Origin of the sequence: Sphaerisporangium sp. TRM90804 (genome assembly GCF_029846175.1) — a bacterium.
In the GTDB taxonomy this organism is placed as follows: Bacteria; Actinomycetota; Actinomycetes; order Streptosporangiales; family Streptosporangiaceae; genus Sphaerisporangium.
Genome location: NZ_JARWAC010000033.1, coordinates 62,454 through 81,505, shown reverse-complemented (window position 1 = coordinate 81,505; position 19,052 = coordinate 62,454). Strand labels below are relative to the sequence as shown.

The following is a 19,052-nucleotide window of genomic DNA, read 5'->3' as shown; positions in this document are numbered from 1 at the left end:
AGACCGCGCCCCACCGAGGCCGCGCCATGAGCGACACGGCGACGTACGGCGAACCGCACCGAGGAGAGACATGAGTACGAGCAGGCGCAGGTCGCACCCGGCGGCGCCCCTGCCGGAGGCCGGGCATCCGCCGGCGGGCGGGGAGTCACCGGCGGGGAAGGGGGCGCCGGTGGGCGATGAGCCGCTGGCCGTCTCGCCGTTCGACGGCGACCTGGAGGCCGAGCTCGCGCCCCGGCCCCAGGAGCGCCGGACGTCCAGGCTGACCATGGCGCTCGGCGCGGGCGTGCTGCTCGTGGCGGGCATGATCGCCGGTATCCAGGCGCAGAAGCTGTGGGGCGAGGACGGCGGCCGTCAGGGTCTCGGCCAGTCCGTGCTCGCGGGCGGCGGCCTGCGAGCCGGCGGCGCCGCCGGGGCGCCGGGAGCCGGAACCGGCATGCCCGGCGCGGGACAGGGCCGTGGACAGGGCGCAGGACCGGGGCAGGGCGCGGGAGCCGGGCAGGGCGGCGGTGCCTTCGGTGGCGTGACGGTCGGGACGGTGAAGCTCGTGGACGGCCGGAAGATCTACCTGGAGACGGCCGGAGGCGCCGTCGTCACCGTCACCACGTCGGACGACACCTCGGTGCAGGTCAGCAGAGAGGGCCGGGTCAAGGACCTGAAACCCGGCGGCACGCTGGTCATCCGAGGCGAGCGCGCCGAGGACGGCTCGCTCACCGCCACCACGATCACCCAGGGCGGCACCACCCGGACCGGCGGCTGATGCGCCCGCCGCGCGGTGTGAGGAGGGGAGGCCGGCGTGGGTGACGCGACGTTGCTGGTGGTGGATGACGAGCCTGATATCCGGGAGCTGCTGTCCGCCACGCTGCGGTACGCCGGGTTCGACGTGCTGACGGCGGCGGACGGCGGGGAGGCGGTGCAGATCGCCGAGCGGATTAGACCCGATCTTGTGGTGTTGGACGTGATGCTGCCCGACATGGACGGGTTCGCGGTGGCCGGGCGGCTGCGCGCCTCCGGGAGGCGTACGCCCGTCCTGTTCCTCACGGCGCGGGACGAGGCCGAGCAGAAGCTGCGGGGCCTGGAGGTGGGGGACGACTACGTCACCAAGCCGTTCAGCCTGAACGAGGTGGTCGCGCGCATCCGGGCCGTGCTGCGCCGCACCCGGATGGATTTGGACCTGCCGTCCCGGCTCAAGGTGGCCGATCTGGAGATGGACGAGGAGGGTCACGAGGTGTGGCGGGCGGGACGTCAGGTCAGCCTGTCGCCCACCGAGTACAAGCTGCTGCACTACTTCATGGTCAACGCGGGCCGGGTCGTCTCGAAGGCCCAGATCCTCGACCACGTGTGGAACTACGACTTCGGCGGCGACCGGGGCGTGGTGGAGTCCTACGTCTCCTACCTCCGCCGCAAGGTCGACACCGTGGAGCCCCGCCTCATCCACACGTTGCGCGGGGTGGGCTACGTCCTGCGCCCCCCTCGCTCCTGAGCGGGTTGCCAGCGGAGTCTCAGCTTCGCCGGATGTCCCCCTGAGGTTGGTGGCCTGGAATGGGAGGGCCGTAATCCTCAGTCTCCGATGGAGTCGCCTCATGTCCTCGCTGCCCCGTCTACTCGCCCTCGCCTCCGCGTCCGTCGTGGTGCTGACGTCCGGCTGCGGTGCCGGGGTTCAGGCCTCCGCGGCCGCGATCGGCGCCATCCCGACCGCGTCCGGCGCGACTCCACAGTCACCTGGCGCGACCCCGCTGCCGTCCGGTGCCACGCCCGGATCACCCCCTGACGGGATGGCGGCGTTCGCCGCCTGCATGCGCGAACACGGCGTCCAGGTCCCCACCGCCCACCCCGCCCGCCCCGGCCGCCCCGGCCACCCGCCGGGCGCGCCCCCAAGCGATGCCCCAGCGGCCCGCCCACCCGAAGCCCCGAAGGCCGTCCCGCCCGGTGCCACTCCGGCCCTCCCTCCCAGCGCCCCGACGCCTTCGCCGGGCGATACCCCGAAGGCCGTTTCGCCTGATGCCCCGAAGGTTGTCCCGCCCGATGCCCCCGAGGCCGTTCCGAGTGGTGCGCCGACGGCCGGGCCGTGGGGGCGGCGCGGGGACCGGCCCGGCGGACCCCCGTCCGAGCACTGGGGTGAGAAGCGTGGCGGCGGGCCCTGGGGCTTCGGCGCCATGGCACCGGAGATGCGCGAGGCGCTGGAGGCGTGCCGTTCGCTGATGCCCGGCGGTGCCGCCGGACCCGACTCCCCGGGACGGCCGGACCCGTCTGCGGCGGAGGCGTTCCGCTCGTGCATGAAGGACAACGGCGTCGACCTGTCGCCCACAGGTGACGGGCGCCGCCTGAAGCCCGACGACCCGGTCGTGGCCAAGGCCCTCAAGGTCTGCCGCCCCCTCCTGCCGACCCGCCCCCCACACCCCACTGACAGCCCGTCCCCGTCGGCGAGCTAGGAGTGGATCAACATTCGGATCATGTGGCGTCACGCCCGGATACGGTGCGGAACGCCACAGGATCCCGGCGACGGCCTCCCGTCAGCGACACGTGCTTCGGCCTCCGTGCAGCCGGCGACGTCCCGGGACCGCCGCTGCTCCCGACGAGGGCAAGCAACCTGCCGCTTTGATGTGGTTTGTTGCTAATAGAGGGAATGGAGTGACGAGCACGGATTGCGGCGAAGCACGCCATCAACCGATTCGCAGCGGGGGAGTGTCCGGTGAGGAGAGTGATTCGCACCGAGGATCTGTCGGTGGACGAGCGGTTCGACACCTGGCGTGATCACATGTCTAGGCACGTGATGGCTCCCATGGTGATCACTTGTGACGATCCCGCGAGCTTCCGGGGAAGCATCGAGTCGATGGATCTGGGTGCCGTCCATGTGTCCGCGGTGGAGGCTTCTCCCTGCGCGGGATACAGGACCTCTCACATGATCCGTCAGTCCGATCCCGAACTGGTGCAGATCGCGTTCAGCCTGCGCGGAGAGATCGCGATAACGCAGGACCGCAGATGCGCCCTGTCGCAGCCGTCGAACCTGGTGCTCTACCACACCTCGCGCCCCCACCAGGCACAGTCCGGGTTCAGCGAGGACACCACCTATGGAGTGATGGTGGTGTTTCCCGTCAAGCTGCTACCGCTGCCCTCGCACAAAGTGGAACGGCTGACCGCCACGCCGCTGTCAGGCCGGGAGGGGATCGGCGCGTTGGTCTCCGACTTCCTCATCCGTCTGGTCAACGGCGCCGACCAGTACGGGGCATCTGATCGCTCACGCCTCGGGGTCGTCCTGACCGACCTGCTCACCGCACTGCTCGCCCACCGCCTCGACGCCGATACGGCTCTGCGGCCCACCACCCGCCGGCGTGTCCTCCTGCTGCAGGTGCAGACCTTCATCCAGCAGCACCTGACCGACCCACGCCTGTCTCCGGCCATGATCGCCGCAGCCCAGGGCATCTCCCTCCGCACCCTGCACCGGCTCTTCCAGACCGAGGACGCCACCGTCGCCGAATGGATCCGCGCGCAACGACTGGAGCGCTGCCGACGAGACCTCTCCGACCCCGCTCTCGGCGACCGGCCGATCCATGCCATCGCGACTCGCTGGAGTTTCCCCGTCCCCGCGCACTTCACCCGCGCCTTCAGCGCCGCCTACGGAGTCACCCCCCAGGAGTACCGGCGCCGGCACCAGCCCGATCACGTCCTCGATTGGCACGCATAGTCAACGGGTTGGCGCTCCGATGAAACGACACCCGCCCGGACGTCTGTGATCCTCATGGAGGAGATCGCATGCGAGCGATTGAGGGGAAACAGGGTTGAGCACGTGGGGGCATCGCCGGAGTTCGGCCGGGGCGGTCTTCTCGCCGCGGGCCGATGAGGGGCATCGGCACCGGTAGACGGCACTTCACGCGGGTGAGCGCTCACCGCCGAGTCTGCCGAGCGGCAGATCGACGTATCGCCGGACGAGAACAACGCCGATGTGATCTTCATGTCGTTCACGTGACCGCATGAGGAGATGCTCGCGTCACGGCCGTCGTCGGCGCCCGCCATCGCGTTGAGCGGCCGTCACGCCGGATCGTCGATCGCCGGCGATGACCGCGGGAGCCGGCGGGGGCACCTGGCCCGGCCGACCTCCCGGGAACACGCCCCGCTCTCAACCGATGGGTCCGCTCAGCGATGAGGAGGTACGCACGTGTTGCGCAGGATTGTCACAACGATCGCCTCGGCCCTGGTCCTGACGGGGTCGCTGCTGAGCGCACCGCAGGTCCAGTCCGCTTGGGCGCAGTCCCAGGACAGAGTCATCATCTCAGGCGACTGGAACGGCGACGGCCTGGACACGTACGGCATCGTGGACACCTCCACGAACCCGATGACGTGGTACCTGACAGACGGGTCCTTCAACTACTGGATCGCCAACCTCGAACCCCACACCGTCTTCACCTACGGCGCCCGTGGCGCGCAACCGATCGTGGGCGACTGGAACGACGACGACTACGACACGCCGGGGGTCTTCGTACGCACCGGCGGAACGCCGTCGTGGCAACTGCGCAACAGCAACTCGTCGGGATCCGCCAACGTGACCTTCGGCTATGGCGCGCCCTCGGACACCCAGCCCCTGGTCGGCGACTGGGACAAGGACGGCGACGACACCCCCGGCCTGTTCCGGCCCGGCAGCCCCAACTCCTACCTGCTGCGCAACAGCAACACCCAGGGAAGCGCCGACCTCACCTTCACCTACAGCAGCGGGGCGGGCAAGCCCATCGCGGGCGACTGGAACGACGACGGCCGCGACACCATCGGGTTCATCAGCACCGGCAGCAACCCTTTCACCTGGTACCTGCGTAACAGCAACTCCCAGGGAGTGGCCGACGTGACGTTCACCTACGGCAGCGGCAGCGCGTCGTCGGTGTTCTTCGCCACGGGTGACTGGGACGGCGACGGCGCTGACACCCCGGGGGTCGCGCTGCCTCTCACCGACGGGCCCTTCCAGTGGCATCTGCGTAACAGCAACACCAGCGGCGTCGCCGATGGCGGCGTGCGTTACAACCCCGTCACGCCGTTGAATCTGATGCACTTCAACATGGCGGGCGGCGCGCTGAACGGGGGAGACTATCCGATCGTCCACCGGATCCTGACGGAGGTGCAGACGCGCCGACCCGACGTGATCTCCCTCAACGAGGTCTGCGAGCGCCAGTACGACCACCTGGTGGAACAGCTGGAGGCGGCCGACTATGCGATGGAGGGCTATTTCCAGGAGTCGCGCCTGGTCGTCCCGGACTGCGTCCACCTCGGGGACACCCGCGCCAGGGCCGGTAACGCCATCCTCGTGCGCGCCGACGTGACCGAGGAGAAGGGATACATGTTCACCACCGATCACCGGCTGGAGGAGCGCGACGTGCCGACGTTGCTGGAGGAACGCAGCGTCGCCTGCGTCACCGCGGTCTTCCCGACCACCAGTCAGCCGGTGAAGGCATGCTCGACCCATCTGTCCGACGGTGATTCCGCCGGTGCGCAGGCCGAGACCCGCGAGCTGTTCCGGGTGTTCGGGCCGCACGCGAACTCCAGGCCGTTCATCTTGATGGGCGACCTCAACCTCACCCCTGACGACCCCGTGGTCGGCGCGCTCTACTACCCGAGCGGAAACGGGTATTTCTGGGAGACCGACACCTTCTGGGACAGCTGCATCGGCGAGGACGGGATGTGCGAACCCGTGCAGGGCGGCCGGCCTACACGGGTCGGCGGCAACCGTAAGATCGACTACACCTTCATCAGCCGTGACCACTTCGCCATAACGCCCGGCGGCGTCGACATCGTCAACGCCGGCACCTGCGACGACCACCTCTGCTCCGACCATCTGATCATGCACAGTGCCGTCGGCCTGTATCTCCCGAGGAAGGCGCCCTGACCTCCCGGGGGTCGTCGTAGCAGGTGAGAGATGTCCTCACTTCGCGGGGTCCCGCAGGTGAGGACATCTCGGGCCGGCGGCGAGTCGGGGCTCGGGCCGGCGCGTCGGAGGGGTCCGGGGGCCGCCGTCCGGAGCGGGTTTCCGCTGGATCGGGGCGGGCGGCGGATACCTTGCCTCTTCTGGGGCATGACCGTCCGTATGGCGGGGAACAACGGGCTGCTGACGGCCCTCCAGACCCTGCGGCGTGAGCTCGGCCACGATCTGTTCCCCCTCGTGATCGGCGACGTCGCAGCGCACCGTCGCGATCTCAAGGAGCTGATCGGCCAGCTCGACGACTATCTGCTGCCGCGCGTCGCGGCCATGGACGCGCCGCTGCTCGCGGTCGTCGGCGGGTCCACGGGGGCGGGCAAGTCGACGCTCGTCAACTCCCTGGCCCGCGCCGACGTCACCGAGCCGGGGGTGCTGCGGCCGACGACGCTGGCGCCGACGCTCGTGGCCAACCCCGCCGACGAGGCCTGGTTCACCGAGCAGCACGTGCTGCCGGGGCTGGCCAGGACGACCGGCGGCGGGCGGGGCGAGCCGGGCACGCTGCGCATCGTCACGGCCGGCACCCTGCCCGAGGGGCTCGCGCTGCTCGACGCCCCCGACATCGACTCCGTGGTGACCGCGAACCGTGAGATGGCGGCCCAGCTCCTGGCCGCCGCCGACCTGTGGCTGTTCGTCACCACCGCCTCCCGCTACGCCGACGAGGTCCCGTGGGGGTTCCTGCGGAACGCCCGCGAGCGCAGCATGGCCCTGGCCGTGGTGCTCGACCGGGTGCCGGTCGAGGCGCGGGACGCCGTCTCCGCCCACCTGCACCGCCTGCTGGACGCCAACGGTCTGGCGGGCACGCCGGTGTTCAGCGTCCCGGAGGTGCTGCTCCCGCAGGAGAACGGCCGCCTGCCCGACGACGTCGTGCGCGCGATCCGCGCGTGGCTGGCCGATCTCGCCGACGACGCGCAGGCGCGCGCCGACGTGGTGCGCCGGACGCTGTCCGGTGCCCTGGAGAGCCTGACGCTGCGGGTGCCCGCGCTGGCCGAGGAGGTCGACCGGCAGCGGGCCGGCATCGCCGACCTGCGCAGGTCCGTCGACGGGGCATACGGCGCGGCGATGGCGACGTTCGACGACGGCATCCGCGACGGCTCGCTGCTGCGCGGCGAGGTGCTGACCCGCTGGCAGGACTTCATCGGCACAGGCGACTTCATGCGTTCGCTGGAGTCGCGCATCGGCTGGCTGCGCGAGCGCATCGTCTCGGCGTTCACCGGCCGTCCGGCGCCGGACGCCCAGCTCAGGGTGGCGCTGGAGACCGGGGTGGAGTCGCTGATCCGCTCGGCGGCCGACGCCGCCGCGGAGCGGGCGCTGGAGGCGTGGACGGGCACGCCCGCGGGCCGCGACGTGCTGGAGCGGGCGGGCGTGGTCACGGCGGGCCGCCTGGGCCGCGCGTCGGCCACCCTCAACGACCGGGCCGCCGCGGCGGTGCGGGCGTGGCAGGGGTACGTGCTCCAGCTCGTGGCCAAGGAGGGCGCCGAGAAGCGCACCACCGCCCGTGTGGCGTCCTTCAGCGTCAACGGGGCGGGGCTGCTGCTCATGCTGATGGTGTTCGCCTCGACCGGCGGCCTCACCGGGCTGGAGGTGGGCATCGCCGGAGGCACCAGCGTGCTCAGCCAGAAGATCCTCGAAGCCGTGTTCGGCGACCAGGCCGTGCGCACCCTCACCCAGGCGGCCCGCGAGGACCTGCTCAGGCGGGTGCGCGAGGTGCTCGACGAGGAGTCGGCCCGCTTCACCGCGCTGGTGGAGACCGTCGGCCCCTCGGAGGAGACGTCGGCCGCCCTGCGCCAGGCCGCGCAGGGCGTACGCGACCACAGCCGCGAGATCGGCGCCCTGGGCACCCAGCTCGCCGGCCCCGTCACCGCCCCCACCCCTGTCCAGGACGCCCCACAGGACGCCCCACAGGCCACTGCGCCCGTCGCCGAGGCGCCTCATGGCGACGCCCCGGCCGGCGCCCAGGGCTCGCGCACGCGCCCCCTGGAGGCCCCGCCGGGTGCCCGTGACGCCCCGGCCGCCCCGCAGGGGCCTCGTGATCCGGTGGGTGAGGCCGGGGTGGAGCGGCGGTGAAGGTGTTGCGGCGGAGCAAGGCCGTGTCGCTGGACGACAGGCTCGACGCGCTGGCCCGGGCGGCCGAGTTGGCCGGCGGGCGGCTTGATCCCGGTGCGATCGCCGAGGTGCGGGCCGTGGTCGACCGGGCGGGGGCGCGGCGCAGGCTTTCGGTCGAGCACACGGTGGCGGCGCTCGCCGGGGCCACCGGCAGCGGGAAGTCCTCGCTGTTCAACGCGCTGTCCGGCACCTCGCTGGCGCAGGTGGGCGTGACCCGGCCCACGACGTCCGCCGCCCAGGCCGCGATGTGGGAGGCCGAGGGCTCGGGCGGGCTGCTCGACTGGCTGGAGATCCCGCGCCGCCACACGGTGGACGGCGGGGACGGCACGCTGTCCGGGCTGATCCTGCTCGACCTGCCCGACCACGACTCCATCGAGCAGGCCCACCGCCTGGAGGTCGACCGCCTGGTCGCGGTCGTCGATCTGCTGGTGTGGGTGCTCGACCCGCAGAAGTACGCGGACGCCGCCGTCCATGAGCGCTATCTCCGCAGGCTGAGCCGCTACCAGGACGTCATGGTGGTCGTGCTGAACCAGATCGACCGCCTCACTCCGGCGGCGGCCGACCGCTGTGTCGCCGACCTTCGCCGCCTGCTGGACGAGGACGGCCTCTCCGGCGTGCCGATCATCCCCACGTCGGTGCCCAAGGGTGTGGGCGTCCCCGACCTCCGTTCGACGCTGGCCAAGCGCGTGGCCGACCGCCGTGCCTGGGCGGCCCGCCTGGAGGCGGACGTGGCCACGGCGGCCGACGCCCTGGCGGCGGCGTCCTGCGGCCATCCGGGCGAGGCGTCCTCCAGCGCGGGCACCGGAACGTCCTCGATCGAGGAGCTGCGCGAGCGGGCGAAGGCCGCCGAGTCGGCGCTGTCGGGCGAGCTGGCCCGGCCGCTGACGGCGGCGCTGGCCGAGGCGGCCGGAGTGCCTTTGGTCGTGGCGGCGGTCGCCAAGGCGCACCGGCACCGTTCGATCACCGCCACCGGCTGGCCGGTCACCCGCTGGGTGCGCCGGTTCCGCCCCGACCCGCTGCGGCGCCTGCACCTGGGCGTCCCGGCCGGGCGGCGCCACCTGGTCACCACCTCGGTCGCGGTCCCCCGTGTCGCCGGCTCGGCCAGTGCAGCGGTCGACGACGCCGCGTCCGCCGACGGCCACACGCGGGACGGCGATCGCGCCGGGCTGGACAAGGCGAGCGCCGGGCGGCAGGACAAGGCGACCGGACGGCGAGACAAGGCGAAGTCCGGGGCGACCGGCGGCGATCTGGTGTCGGCCCCGGTGGGGCGCACGTCGATCCCGTCGGCCGGGGCCGTGCAGCGGTCGCGCATGGGGACGGCCGTCCGCGACGTCGGCTCGGCGGCGGCCTCCGGCCTGCCGGAGCCGTGGGCGGCGTCCGTACGCCGGGCGGCGCGCTCGCACACCGACGACCTGGTCGACCGTCTCGACCAGGCGGTCGCGGTGACGTCCACCGGCGCCGGTCGGCGTCCCCGGTGGTGGCGGGCCGTGGGCCTGCTCCAGTGGCTGCTGTTCGCCGCCATGCTGTCCGGCGCCCTGTGGCTGACCGGCATGTTCGCCCTCGACTACCTCCGCCTGCCCGAGCCGCCCATGCCCACGGTCGGTACCGTCCCCTGGCCCACCGTCCTGCTGATCGGCGGTGCGCTGGCGGGCCTGCTGCTGGCCCTGCTGTCCCGCGTCGCCGCCGCCCTGGGCGGCAGGCGCCGGGCGCGCAAGGCGCGCAAGGCCCTGTACGCGAGCGTCGACGTCGTCGGCCGCGAGCTGGTGCTCGACCCGGTCCGCGACGAACTGGCCCAGGCCCGCGCCTTCGCCGAGAAGGTCACCACCGCCCGAGGCTGACCCGCCCCCGGCTCACCCCGGGTGCGGTCGATCGTTCGTGGGGGCTGAAAGTTTCAGTCCGCGCCGAGGTCGGGGTGCTCCCGGCGGTGACCATTGTTGACATAGTTTGACCTCCAAACTTACCCTCCCGAGCACATCGAGGTCGGGCTTCGTCGCGCACAGCGCCGGGGGCGGTCCTCTGAGCGAGCTGCTTTCGAGGAGTGTCATGGCGGACAGGCAAGGCATGTCGCGGCGCCGATGGTGGGTGGGGCTGATCACCGGCATCGTGTCCGCCGTTCTGGTGGCCACCGGGCTGGTGTCCGCGCCCGGCGCCAGCGCGGCGGCGGGCTGCCGGGTGTCGTACACGGTCGCGAACCAGTGGCAGGGGGGCTTCACGGCGAACGTCGAGGTGACCAACCTCGGCGACGCGGTCAACGGCTGGCGGCTGGTGTGGACGTTCCCGTCCGGGCAGCGGGCGACGGACGCGTGGAACGCCACGATCACCTCCTCGGGGAGCCAGGTCACCGCCGCCAACGTGGGCTACAACGCCGCGATCGCGACCAACGGCAAGGTCTCGTTCGGCTTCAACGGGTCGTGGTCGGGGACCAACACCTCCCCGTCGTCGTTCGCGCTCAACGGGACAACCTGCGACGGCGGCGTCGGCACGCCGACGCCCACGGTGACCCCGACCCCCACGGTGACCCCGACGCCGACCACGAGCCCCAGGCCGGGGGACGCGATGGCGCAGGTCGCCGCCATGCAGCCCGGCTGGAACCTGGGGAACACCTTCGACGCCACCGGCAGCGACGAGACCTCCTGGGGCAACCCGCGCGTCACGCAGGCGCTCCTGGACAACCTGCGGGCGCAGGGCTTCAACAGCATCCGCATCCCGGTCACCTGGGGCCAGCACCACGGCGCCGCCCCGACCTACACGATCGACCCGGCGTGGCTGAGCCGCGTCCGCGAGGTGGTCGACTGGGCGCTGGCCGACGGGTTCTACGTGATGATCAACATCCATCACGACTCCTGGCAGTGGATCGCCAACATGCCCGGTGACCGCACCAACGTGCTCAACCGCTACAACGCCCTGTGGACGCAACTGGCGACGGCCTTCCGGGACGCCCCGGCCAAGCTCGTCCTGGAGAGCGTCAACGAGCCGCAGTTCACCGGCGGCTCCGGCGACGCCCAGAACGCGCAGCTGCTGCACGAGCTGAACACCTCGTTCCACCGCATCGTGCGCCAGTCGGGCGGCGGCAACGCGACCCGCCTGCTGGTGCTGCCCACGTTGCACACCTCGTCCGACCAGCCCCGCCTGGACGAGCTGACGACCACGTTCACCCAGCTCAACGACCCCAACCTCGCGGCGACGGTGCACTACTACGGCTACTGGCCGTTCAGCGTGAACGTCGCGGGCGGCACCCGGTTCGACGCGACCGTCCAGCAGGACCTGGTCTCCGCGTTCGACCGCGTGTACAACGCCTTCATCGCGCGCGGCATCCCGGTCATCCTCGGCGAGTACGGCCTGCTCGGCTTCGACCGGCACACCGGCACGATCGAGCAGGGCGAGAAGCTGAAGTTCTTCGAGTTCTTCGGCTACTACGCGCGCACGAAGCGGATCACCACCATGCTGTGGGACAACGGCCAGCACTTCGGCCGCACCACGTACCAGTGGAGTGATCCCGAGCTGTGGGCGCAGATCAAGTCGAGCTGGACGACCCGCTCGGGCACCGCGTCCTCCGACCAGGTGTACGTCGCGAAGTCGAGCGCGATCACCGGAAAGACGCTCACGCTGAACCTGAACGGCACCACGTTCCAGGGGCTGCGCCAGGGCAGCACGAACCTGGTGAACGGTACCGACTACACCGTCTCGGGCAGCACGCTCACGCTCACCGCCGCCGCCCTCACCCGGCTCACCGGGTCACGGGCGTACGGCGTCAACGCGACCCTGCACGCGCGGTTCTCCCAGGGCGTCCCGTGGCGGATCGACGTGATCACCTACGACAGGCCGGTGCTGTCGAACGCGACGGGGACGACCGCCTCGTTCACCGTTCCCACCCAGTTCCGCGGTGACCAGCTCGCCACGATGGAGGCCAAGTACGCCGACGGCTCAGGCGCAGGCCCGCACAACTGGACCACCTTCAAGGAGTTCGACGTCACCTTCGCCCCGAACTACACCGGCAACGTCATCACCCTGAAGCCGGAGTTCTTCGCCGAGGTCAACGACGGCGCGCGGGTGACGCTCACCTTCCACTTCTGGAGCGGAACGACCGTCACCTACTACGTCACCAGGACGGGAAGCTCGGTCACCGGCACGACGTCCTGATCCGCGCCGCGTGCGGCCTCCCTGCCGGCCGGGCACGCGGCACATGGAAGGGGCCGGGCTTGGAAGCCCGGCCCCTTCCTCATGGCCGTTCCGTCACATCGGCCGTTCCCTCACCGGGACGAGCCCCGGCGGCGCGCCTCAGGGGCTGGCGGGGCGGGCCGGGTCGTGGGCGTTGGCCGGGTTGGACTGCAGGCCCGCCAGCGGGTCGGCCACCGGGGAGGCGGAGCCGAGCTGGCGGGGGCCGGCGTTCTTCTCGGCGTCGGCGATCGCCTCCTCGGCGGCCTTCTGGGCGTCGGCCGCCTCCGAGCGGGCTGAGGTGCTGGGCGCGGTGACCTCGCGGATCGCGTCCGACTTGGGCAGCGCCTCGGTGAACGCCTTGGACACGCCCTGCAGGGCCGAGGTGACCTCGCTGGGGATGACCCAGAACGTGTTGCCGGGGCCCTGGGCGAGCTGCGGCAGCATCTGCAGGTACTGGTAGGCGAGCAGCTTGGGGTCGGGGTCGTTGCGGTGGACGGCCTGGAACACCTCGTCGATCGCCTGCGACTGGCCCTCGGCCTTGAGGATCGCCGCCGTGCGGTCGCCTTCGGCGCGCAGGATCGCGCTCTGCTTCTCGCCCTCGGCCGTGAGGATCTGCGACTGCCGGAAGCCCTCGGCGGTGAGGATCGCGGCGCGCTTGTCACGCTCGGCGCGCATCTGCTTCTCCATCGCCTCCTTGATGCTCCTCGGCGGGTCGATGGCCTTGATCTCCACCCGGTTGACCCGGATGCCCCACTTGCCGGTCGCCTCGTCGAGCACGCCGCGTAGCTGGCTGTTGATGGTGTCACGCGAGGTGAGCGTCTTCTCCAGGTCCATGCCGCCGACGACGTTACGCAGGGTCGTCACGGTGAGCTGCTCGACGCCCTGGATGAAGTTGGCGATCTCGTACGACGCCGCGCGCGGGTCGGTGACCTGGAAGTACAGCACGGTGTCGATGTCGACGACGAGGTTGTCCTCGGTGATCACCGGCTGCGGCTTGAAGGACACCACCTGCTCACGCAGGTCGATCAGCGGGCGGACGCGGTCGATGTAGGGGATGACGAAGTTGAGGCCGGGCCCGAGCGTCCTGGAGAAGCGCCCAAGGCGCTCCACGTTGCCCGCCCGGGCCTGTGGAACGATGCGGACGGCGCGCAGAACGGTGAACACCGCCAGCAGCACGATGATTATTCCGGCGATGAGTGCGGCGTCCATGCTTACTCCCGTGGATAGACGACTGCGGTGGCCCCTTCGATCTCGATCACGTCCACGGTCGCGCCGGCCGGGATCACGAGCGTCTCGTCGTAGGCGCGGGCCGACCATTCCTCCCCGCCTATACGCACCCGGCCGTCGAGGCCGGTGATCTCACTGGTGACGTAGGCGGGCTTGCCCACGATGGCCGAGATGCCGAAGCGGTGAACGGGAGGCTGGGTCAGGTGACGCCGGGCCACGGGCCGAAGGAGCACGAGGCCGGCCCCGGAGGCCAGGATGAAGGTGGCGATCTGGATTCCCACGGGCAGGCCGATCGCCGCGACGCCCACCGTGAGCAGGGCGGCGACCCCGAGCAGCCCGAGCGCGGCGGTCAGCGTGACGATCTCGGCCGCGCCGAGCACCGCCGCCAGTATCAGCCAGAAGATCCATGAGTCCATATGCCCCGGCCCTCCTGCTCTGTAAAACGCGAATCAGGTGCCGATGGTTCCTTGTTTCCCAAGCTAGACCGAAATATGGACGACCGGCAGGGTGTGAGGGCCCCGGTGTGTCAGGGGGCGCCGGCGTTCGGTGAGTCCAGCGTCTCGCGGGTGGGCAGGACGGTGCCGGCGACCTCGCCGAGCGTGACGCGGGTGCCGCCGGGGCCGGGAGCGGTGGCGGTGATGCGCACGGTGTCGCCGTCCTCCAGGAACGCGCGGGTGCGGCCGTCGGAGAGCTTGAGCGGGTCGGTGCCGTTCCAGCTCATCTCGATCAGCGACCCGCGCTGCGCGGGCTCGGCGCCCGAGACGGTGCCGCTGGCGAACAGGTCGCCCGTGCGCAGCGAGGCGCCGTTGACGGTCATGTGCGCGAGCATCTGGTCGGGCGTCCAGTACATCTCCCGGTACGGCGGGCTGGAGACGCGTTCGCCGTCCAGCTCGACCTCCATGGTGATGTCCAGGCCCCACGGCTCGCGCCTGCGCAGGTACGGCAGCGGCTCGGGGTCCTGGGCGCGCCCGGGCAGGCGGGCGTGTTCGAGGGCCTCCAGGGGCGTGACCCACGCGGACATCGACGTGGCGAACGACTTGCCGAGGAAGGGACCGAGCGGCACGTACTCCCACGCCTGGATGTCGCGGGCGCTCCAGTCGTTGACCAGCGCGACCCCGAAGACGTGGTCGGCGAAGTCGCCGGCGCGGTCGCCCATGCCGGTGGGCACGCCGACGACGAACCCCAGCTCGGCCTCGATGTCGAGCTTGCGGGACGCCCCGAACGCCGGGACCGGCACGGCCGTGGACGTCTCGCCCGGGGCTGGCGGGCGCTGGCCCCGGGGGCGGGTGATCGGGGTGCCGGAGACCACGATCGTGCCCGACCGGCCGTGGTAGCCGACCGGCAGGTGCCGCCAGTTGGGCTTGAGCGGCGGCTCGTCGGGGCGGAACATGCGCCCGAGGTTGGTCGCGTGCTCCAGGGAGCAGTAGAAGTCGACGTAGTCGGCGACCTCGATCGGGCGGTGCAGCGCCACGCGGTTGAGGGGAAGCAGGTGCGGCTCGGTGACCGAGCGGTTGGCGGGCGCCTCAGAGGCGCTCGCCGAGAGCAGCCGCTGGATGAGGCGCCTGGTGTCGGCCCAGGCCCGGCGGCCGCGCGCCATGAAGGCGTTCAGGCTGGCGGCGGCGAAGACCTCGTCGTGCAGGACGGGCGCCAGGTCGAGGACGTGGTCGCCGATGCGCACCCCGACGCGGGCGGGCTCGCCCTCGCGGGAGAACACCCCGTAGGGCAGGTTCGCCAGCCCGAAGCCGGAGGCGTCGGCGCCGGGCACCCAGCTCGACGTGGCGGGCTCCTCCCTGTCGCGCACGGTGAACCCGCCGCCGGAGCCCTGCTCGCCGCCGGCCGCCCCGTTCGAGGCGCTTCGCACGCCCTGGCGGCCGTCGCCACGGGCGGCGCCGTCCCCGCCGCGCTCACCTTGGGCGGCTGTCGCGCCGGGACGGCCTCGTGCGGCGCCGCCTTGCACACCTGTCGCGCCGTGCCGGTCTTCAGTAGTGCCCGTCGCGCCGCGCTCGCCTCGCGGGGCGCCGGGCTGGGCGGGGGGTTCCACGAGGCCGAGGGAGCGCAGGTCGTCCACGGGGGTGTGGGTGTTGCACGAGCCGTAGGAGACCAGCAGCTCCCTGGCCCGGCGCGCGACGTCGTGCGGGACGGCGCGGGCACGCTCGACCAGCTCGTGCCGGTCCATGAGCTCCAGCATGCGCAGCGGATCACGGCCCTCCACGGCGGCGCACACGGCCAGCAGGAGGTTGAGGAAGCCGTGCCGGTAGGCGCCCAGGCACGGGTCGGGGTGGCGGACGGCGTGGTGCAGGCCCGCGGTGGCCTTGAACGGGATGCCACGCTCCACGCAGGTGGCGACGAACGCCGCCAGCTCGTGCGTGCTCGGCGTCAGCTCGGGCGTCTCCCCGCCGCAGCGCACCTTCAGCCCGACGCCCTCGGGCACCTGGTGCAGGCCGGTGGGCGGCACCTCGACGAACAGCCGCGGCGCGGCCGACCGGTCGAGGCGGGCGAGCAGTTCCCCGATCGTGGAGCCGGGCGGCAGCCGCACCTCGGCCAGGTCGATCGTGATCTCGGGTGTGCCCTCCAGCGCGGACGGGCCGGGCAGGTCGGCCGTATCGACGATGAGCCCGACCCTGATCGGCCGGGTGACCGACGCGCGAAGCTCCTCCAGGCGGCTCGCCTGGCAGAGGAAGCGGTGCGACAGCACGGGGTCGCCGGTGTCCTCGTCGGCGTAGTGGCGCGACAGGGCCGCCGACATCGGCAGCCTGGTGGGTGGGAACATGCCGGCGTCGTCGACCAGCGCGGCGAGCAGCGTGCCGAGGGCGGTCGTGGCACCCGGAGCGATCATCGCGCCCACGTCCACGCGTATCCGGGGTCCTCGCAGGCCAGCGCGGCCTCACCGAGGTCGAGCGGGCGGAAGGTGTCGACCATGACCGCCAGCTCGCTGGTCACCGTGACGCCCCGGCCGACGGCGTCCACCGCGGCCTCGACCGCGCCCGGCTGCGGCCCGTGGGTGAACCCGGCCGGGTGCAGCGAGATCGAGCCGACGTCGATGCCCGAGCCCTTGCGCGCGGTGTAGTCGCCTCCGGCGTAGAACATGAACTCGTCGGAGTCGACGTTGTGGTGGTTGTACGGGATCGGCACGGCGTCGGGGTGGAAGTCCAGCGGACGCGGGCAGAACGAGCAGATCACGAAGCCGGGCCCCTCGAACGTCTGGTGGACGGGCGGCGGCGCGTGCGTGCGTTTCACGATCGGCTCGAAGTCGTTGATGTTGAACGCGTAGGGATAGAGGTGGCCGTCCCAGCCGACGACGTCGAACGGGTGGTGGGCGTAGGTCAGCCGGGTCAGGCCGCCGCGAGTGCGAACCAGCACCGGCGTGTCGGTGCCCTCGACGATCAGCGGCTCCTCGGGCGCCCGCAGGTCGCGCTCGCAGTACGGGGCGTGCTCCAGGAACTGGCCGTGCTGCGACAGGTAGCGCTTGGGCGGCCGGATGTGCCCGGACGCCTCGATGACCAGCGCGGTGACCGTCGTGCCGCCGAGCGGCACCCAGCGGTGGATCGTCCCGGTCGGGACGACCACGTAGTCACCCTCGCCCGCCTCGATCACGCCGTAGGTCGACTCGAAGCGCACCCTGCCACTGGCGACGTAGACGCACTCGTCGCCCTTGGAGTCGCGGTACAGCTCGCTGGGCCGGTCGGCGGCGGCGTACGACATGCGGACGTCGCCGTTCCCGGCCAGCGGCTTGCGGCCGGTGATCAGGTCGCCGCCGGTGGGGAGATCCTGGGTGCGGAAGTGACGCGGGGACAGCGGGAGGTTTGGCGACAGCGCGACGCCGGTGCCCTCGGTGACCGCCTCGGCCTTGACGATGGCCGTCGGCAGGTACCGGTGGTACAGCAGTGACGAGTCGGACGAGAAGCCCTCCTCGCCCATCAACTCCTCGGCGTACAGCCCACCGTCGGGCCGCCGGAACTGGATGTGCCGCTTGCGGGGCACATCGCCGACTCTGCGGTAGTACGGCATCGGGCCTCCCGGTGTACGTATATCGGACGACCTTGTCCTCTATACGTACGACGATCCGCCATCCTGGCGACGATGTCAACGCGAGCGCCTGCCCGAGGGGCTGGTCAGCGCCATCAGTCGTCAGGTTCGGATATCGGTGCTCACGGCCTTGCGGTAGTCGCCGAGGGCGGGCAGGGCGCGTCGTTCTTCTAGGGGCACCGCGTTGAGCACCAGACGGGCGGTGTACAGCATGGGATACGTGCGATAGGCCGAGCCGAGGTCGGACATCACCTCTGTCGCGATGTTCAGTGCCTCGTTGTAGCCGCCGCCGGCGCCGACGCACAGGGCCTCGTGCAGTTGTACGTTCACCTGGCTCTGGTAGCGAGGGGCGCAGGCGAGCACGTTGTCGCGAGCCTCCCGTGCCTTCTCGGCCTCGGCGCCGTACGAGTAGACCCAGGACGCCGTGAACCAGACCGCGTCGTCCGTCCAGCTGAACTCCTCTGCGGCGACGGCTTGACCAGCCAGGTCGAGCAGGTGGTTGAGGCGGTTCTCGGCTTCTCGCTGTCGGCCCATGACGGCCAGTACCTGAGCCTCGGCCGCCACGGCGCGCAGGAGCCCGGGAGTCACCCGGTCGCCCGCCAGGGACTGCGCCTGTTCGGCGAGAGTCAGCGTGGTTGTGAGTGGAAGCGGAGAGTAGAGCGCGAACACGGCCGCCGTTCCGCGAACCCACACCTGCATGTCGAGGTCTCTTGAGAGGTCCGCCGCGCGTCTCGCTGTGGCCAACCATCGGTGGGAAGGCCCGTACTCACCGAGCCGCATGAGCACGTTCGCATACATCACGGACATCCACGCGGTGATCCGTTGTAGGTCGGCGGCCTTGTCGGGGCTGGTTCCAATGAGCTTCTGCCGGACGCTCAGGAGATCGACGTAGAGGGCCTCGCGCACGATCGTCGGCTGCTGGTTGAGGATGGCGTACATGTGGTTGGCGCACCTGGCCTCCCAGTCGTCCGCAGTGAACTCCTCAGCCGTACCAAGGGCTTGTTCGAGCATCTGCCTGATGTGCTCGCCGTTGCTGAAGATCGGAGATTGGGCGAGAAGTCCCCATGCGGCCAATTGGAACAAATGGCGACGTTCCATGTCGTCTCCTCCGGTGAGGGCGCAGGGTACTTTTTCACGGTAGCCCGGATTAAGCGTGTTTGTCGCGGCGCTGAGTTCGTCCATTGGACGGTGACCAAGACGTTGCACCAGTGGCCACAGCGTTTTCAGTTGGCCCTGTGCCTGGAGGGCGTCGTCCAGTGCCGCCACACGGGCGCCCGTCTCGGGAAGGCTCTCGCCGCGTTCGATCTGGCCGATCATCGAGGGTGAGTAGCCCGTGCGGGACGCCAGCAGGGACACCGTCAGCGGCTCGCCGACCCGCAGTTCGTGGGAATCGCGAAGGTCGCGAATAAGGGCCCCGAAATAGGTGGCCATCGACCGGTATCGGTCACTGCTCTTGCGAAGTGCGGGCATGCTCTTTCTCCCTCCGGGGTGGCCGGAAACGACAGTTGATCGCTGCTGTCGATCAGCTCTTGCCCGGCCTCGGGGCGGCGTACGAATCTCCTGGTAACTCTAAATGACGAGT

General features: G+C 71.2%; 13 protein-coding genes. 8 read left to right on the top strand and 5 right to left on the bottom strand.

The genetic code is table 11. The annotated features are described in order from the left end of the window. The first annotated feature begins 70 nt into the window (after positions 1-70). The 8 genes from PYR91_RS33555 (at position 71) to PYR91_RS33520 (ending at position 12,199) form a co-directional block, all read left to right on the top strand. Positions 71-757 carry a hypothetical protein gene (locus PYR91_RS33555; RefSeq protein WP_279786550.1) on the top strand — a complete coding sequence of 229 codons (687 nt, stop codon included), beginning with the start codon at positions 71-73 and terminating at the stop codon, positions 755-757. A gap of 36 nt (positions 758-793) precedes the next feature. Continuing rightward, positions 794-1,480 carry a response regulator transcription factor gene (locus tag PYR91_RS33550; RefSeq protein ID WP_279786548.1) on the top strand — a complete coding sequence of 229 codons (687 nt, stop codon included), beginning with the start codon at positions 794-796 and terminating at the stop codon, positions 1,478-1,480. Positions 1,481-2,153: 673 nt separating this feature from the next. Continuing rightward, positions 2,154-2,429, top strand: coding sequence for a hypothetical protein (locus PYR91_RS33545; RefSeq protein ID WP_279786546.1), 276 nt, complete (start codon positions 2,154-2,156; stop codon positions 2,427-2,429). A 269-nt stretch (positions 2,430-2,698) separates the two neighbouring features. Continuing rightward, a complete protein-coding gene (locus tag PYR91_RS33540; protein ID WP_279786544.1) occupies positions 2,699-3,682 on the top strand; it encodes a helix-turn-helix domain-containing protein in 984 nt (327 codons plus the stop codon). A 471-nt stretch (positions 3,683-4,153) separates the two neighbouring features. Beyond that, positions 4,154-5,866: an endonuclease/exonuclease/phosphatase family protein gene (locus PYR91_RS33535; RefSeq protein WP_279786542.1), complete on the top strand. Its 1,713-nt coding sequence runs from the start codon at positions 4,154-4,156 to the stop codon at positions 5,864-5,866. Positions 5,867-6,052: 186 nt separating this feature from the next. Next, on the top strand, positions 6,053-8,020 hold the full coding sequence (locus PYR91_RS33530) for an ABC transporter (protein WP_279786540.1): 1,968 nt from the start codon (positions 6,053-6,055) through the stop codon (positions 8,018-8,020). After that, positions 8,017-9,897 carry a GTPase gene (locus tag PYR91_RS33525; protein ID WP_279786538.1) on the top strand — a complete coding sequence of 627 codons (1,881 nt, stop codon included), beginning with the start codon at positions 8,017-8,019 and terminating at the stop codon, positions 9,895-9,897. Before PYR91_RS33530 ends, PYR91_RS33525 begins: the two co-directional genes overlap by 4 nt. Positions 9,898-10,102: 205 nt before the next feature. Beyond that, positions 10,103-12,199 (top strand): cellulase family glycosylhydrolase, encoded by a 2,097-nt coding sequence (locus PYR91_RS33520; protein ID WP_279786536.1) that lies wholly within the window; start codon positions 10,103-10,105, stop codon positions 12,197-12,199. Between the two features lie 138 nt (positions 12,200-12,337). Here the strand turns inward: PYR91_RS33520 and PYR91_RS33515 are convergent, their stop codons facing one another. The 5 genes from PYR91_RS33515 to PYR91_RS33495 form a co-directional block, all read right to left on the bottom strand. Beyond that, complete coding sequence (locus PYR91_RS33515; RefSeq protein ID WP_279786534.1) at positions 12,338-13,426, bottom strand: SPFH/Band 7/PHB domain protein; 1,089 nt, start codon at positions 13,424-13,426, stop codon at positions 12,338-12,340. 2 nt (positions 13,427-13,428) lie between these two features. Further along, entirely contained in the window at positions 13,429-13,860 is a 432-nt protein-coding gene (locus PYR91_RS33510) for an NfeD family protein (RefSeq protein WP_279786532.1), read from the bottom strand. A 110-nt stretch (positions 13,861-13,970) separates the two neighbouring features. Beyond that, the gene (gene fahA, locus PYR91_RS33505; protein ID WP_279786569.1) at positions 13,971-15,245 is read right to left on the bottom strand and encodes a fumarylacetoacetase; all 1,275 of its coding nucleotides are present in this window, start codon (positions 15,243-15,245) and stop codon (positions 13,971-13,973) included. 1,031 nt (positions 15,246-16,276) lie between these two features. Then, the gene (locus tag PYR91_RS33500) at positions 16,277-17,452 is read right to left on the bottom strand and encodes a homogentisate 1,2-dioxygenase domain-containing protein (protein ID WP_279786530.1); all 1,176 of its coding nucleotides are present in this window, start codon (positions 17,450-17,452) and stop codon (positions 16,277-16,279) included. A gap of 120 nt (positions 17,453-17,572) precedes the next feature. After that, the gene (locus PYR91_RS33495; RefSeq protein WP_279786528.1) at positions 17,573-18,940 is read right to left on the bottom strand and encodes a helix-turn-helix transcriptional regulator; all 1,368 of its coding nucleotides are present in this window, start codon (positions 18,938-18,940) and stop codon (positions 17,573-17,575) included. Positions 18,941-19,052: the final 112 nt, after the last annotated feature.